A 497-nucleotide genomic window follows, 5' to 3' on the forward strand; every position below is an offset into this window, starting at 1 on the left:
ATCCGCGCCTACGACCACCGCCAGGCCCATGCCTACCTCGACGGTGAAATCGACCACACCCGCGGCGCGCTCACCACCACCTACGGCGAGGCCTACCACTACGCCGAAGCCTACCGCGAACTGGGCGACCGCTATGCTCGCGAGGAACGCCTGCAGAGCGAAAGCGGCTACTTCTATGCGCGCCTGCGCCACGAGCGCTACCTCACCGAGCGCACCCGGCTGAGCGGCGTCAGCAGCTGCACCAGCCTGGCGCCGGGGCAGGTGCTGAAGGTCGCGGGCGAGGCGCCCTCGGCCTTCGCCGAGCGGGCGCTGATTACCGCCGTGCACCTGGAGGCGGCGCGCGATCGCAGCCTGCGGGTAACCTTCGAGGGCATGCCGTTCGACTACGACATCTGCTACCGCCCGCCGCTGCAGGACAAGCCGCAGATCGCCGGCACCGTGCCGGCGCGGGTCAGCAGCACGCGGGCCAACGACCCTTACGGCCACATCGACCTGCA

The 497-nt window shown here is 70.2% G+C and carries 1 protein-coding gene; it reads left to right on the forward strand.

The genetic code is table 11. The annotated features are described in order from the left end of the window. A partial coding sequence (locus M2D63_RS25540; protein WP_285865867.1) for a contractile injection system protein, VgrG/Pvc8 family occupies nt 1-497 on the forward strand: 497 nt, incomplete at both ends.

The organism is Pseudomonas sp. BJa5 (genome assembly GCF_030272875.2).
GTDB lineage: Bacteria > Pseudomonadota > Gammaproteobacteria > Pseudomonadales > Pseudomonadaceae > Aquipseudomonas.